This window comes from Solemya elarraichensis gill symbiont (assembly GCF_002021095.1).
GTDB lineage: Bacteria > Pseudomonadota > Gammaproteobacteria > Chromatiales > Chromatiaceae.
On the sequence record NZ_MPRK01000312.1, the window covers coordinates 1 to 2,316 of the forward strand.

The 2,316-nt window shown below is 52.7% G+C and carries 1 protein-coding gene and 1 pseudogene; one reads left to right on the plus strand and one right to left on the minus strand.

Annotated elements, in window-relative coordinates; all coding sequences use genetic code 11:
• Positions 1-150: 150 nt before the first annotated feature.
• A complete protein-coding gene (locus tag BOW51_RS10520) occupies positions 151-1,728 on the plus strand; it encodes a Lon protease family protein (protein ID WP_078477667.1) in 1,578 nt (525 codons plus the stop codon).
• A 138-nt stretch (positions 1,729-1,866) separates the two neighbouring features.
• On the opposite strand, the pseudogene BOW51_RS11335 reads toward BOW51_RS10520, so the two are convergent.
• Positions 1,867-2,316, minus strand: a pseudogene (locus BOW51_RS11335) (EF-P beta-lysylation protein EpmB); the annotation flags it as partial.

The following is a 2,316-nucleotide window of genomic DNA, read 5'->3' on the forward strand; positions in this document are numbered from 1 at the left end:
AGAGTGAGGGCTATCACAATCGCCGCCAGGAGATAGAGCAACAGGCAAACCAGGAACAGGAGAATGCATTCCAGGAGGTAAAGGAACAGGCTGAGGCGCTGGACCTGGGTATTATCCAGTCTGCGACCGGATTTACCTTTGTGCCACTGCATGATGGTGTGGCCATCACTCCCAAAGGAGTACAACAAGCTATCCGAGAAGGAGCAGGAGCGGCTGCAGCAGGATACAGAAAAAGTCGGTGAAGAGTTACGCAAAACACTGCAGAAAATTCCGCAACGGGTACGCAAGGCACGCGAGAAGGTGCAAAAGCTCAATCGTCAGGTTGCACTGTTTGCTGTGGGCAGTCTCATCGATGAGTTATTGCTGGAATCTGAAGAGTTCCCCCGGGTCATCAGTTACCTCAAGGCGCTGCAGCAGGATATTGTCGATCATGCAGAGCTGATTCTGCAGGCAGCCAGCGGTCAGGACGAGGGCGTTAGTGACATCATTTCAGATCCGGACGAGATCGATCCGCAATCTGCCATCCTGCGTCGATATAGCGTCAACCTGCTTGTTGATCGCAGTGATTCCGAGGGGGCACCGGTTATCTTCGAAGATCATCCGGCCTATCCATACCTTGTCGGACAGATCGAACACGAATCACAATACGGAAACCTGGTCACGGATTTCACCCTGATACGTTCCGGCGCCCTGCATCGTGCCAATGGTGGCTACCTTGTTATTGATGTGCGAAAAATCCTGATAGAGCCATTTGCCTGGGAAGCCCTGAAGCGTGCGCTAAAATCACGCGAGATTGATGCCAAGTCGATCGCCCAGGCCTATAGCCTGATAGGCACGGTTTCGCTTGAGCCTGAACCTGTTCCCCTTGATGTCAAAGTGGTCCTTATTGGTGATCGCCTGTACTACTACCTGTTAATGGAATACGATCCCGAGTTTCTTGAGCATTTCAAGGTGGCTGCAGACTTCGAAGATGATATGCAGCGTAGCGATGAGAATATGCTGCAGCTGGCCCGCCTGATTGCATCTATTGTGAGAAAGGAAGAGCTCAAGCCGCTGGACAGGAGTGCGGTCGCACGCATTATTGAAGAGAGTTCACGCAACGTGGGTGATGCGCAGATGCTCTCCACGCGCATGCGTCGCATAGCCGATATTGTCAGAGAGGCGCACTACTGGGCCACGCGTAATGACAACAGCGTTATCGGAACTGACGAGGTTCTCAGTGCGATCAACATGCAACAGCGTCGTATGAGCCGTATCCGTGACCGGCTACTGCGTGAGACACTTCGCAACACGATTCTGATCGACAGTGAAGGTGAAACGCCAGGCCAGGTCAACGGCCTTGCTACGATCCAGTTAGGGAACTTCATGTTTGGCCACCCTGTCCGTATCACGGCGAGTTTGTCACTTGGCTCGGGCAAGGTGATTGATAGTGAACGCGAGGTTGAGCTCGGCGGGCCGATTCACTCCAAGGGTGTACTCATACTCTCCAGCTTCCTGGCCTCACACTATGTCACTGATCGTCCGTTGAGCCTCTCTGCGAGCCTTGTGTTTGAGCAGTCCTATGGGCCCATTGAAGGCGACAGTGCCTCTGCTGCAGAACTCTGTGCACTGCTATCCACGCTGGCGCAGGCACCAATCAGCCAGTCTGTCGCGATCACCGGTTCTGTTAATCAGCACGGGCAGATACAGCCTATTGGCGGGGTCAACCAGAAGATCGAGGGATTTTGACCGGGCTGGATGCGGGTGAACGCAATCATAAGGGAGAATTTCCCGAGGATAGCCTGAATCATCGTGTTGTCACACGATTGATCGAGTGCGCGGATTTGCAGAAAAAGTCTTCCAAGTAGTCTGGATATCCGGACTGGATTACAGTGGGGTTTTGGATAGTGCCCCGGCTTGTTCCCTGACCAGTTTGGGGGCCAGGTAGCCGGGCAGACGTGCCAGCAGTTCAGTGTAAATCCCGATCGCTTCCGCATCACTGACAGCAAAGGTGTGTGTGCCGGAGACAGGATCGAGTTGGTGTAGATAATAGGGGAGAATCCCCATTTCGAATCCTTTTATACAAAGTAATTCAATAATATCCGTCGAATTATTAATCCTATTTAGAAGAACTGATTGATTCAGCAATGTGACGTTTTCAACGCGTAACCGATGCATTGCGTCCGCTACCTGGTCATCCAGTTCATTTGGATGATTGGCATGCATGACGCAAACAACAGGTGTCGGAACCCCCCCCAGCATGGAGGCAAGTCGTCCTGTCACCCTGTCAGGCAAAACGATTGGCAAGCGGGTGTGTAGACGCAGGCGTTGCAGGTT

What these genes read in the sequence shown, in the direction of transcription:
- BOW51_RS10520 (WP_078477667.1), top strand. Translation starts at nt 151, where the DNA reads ATGATGGTGTGGCCATCACTCCCAAAGGAGTACAACAAGCTATCCGAG.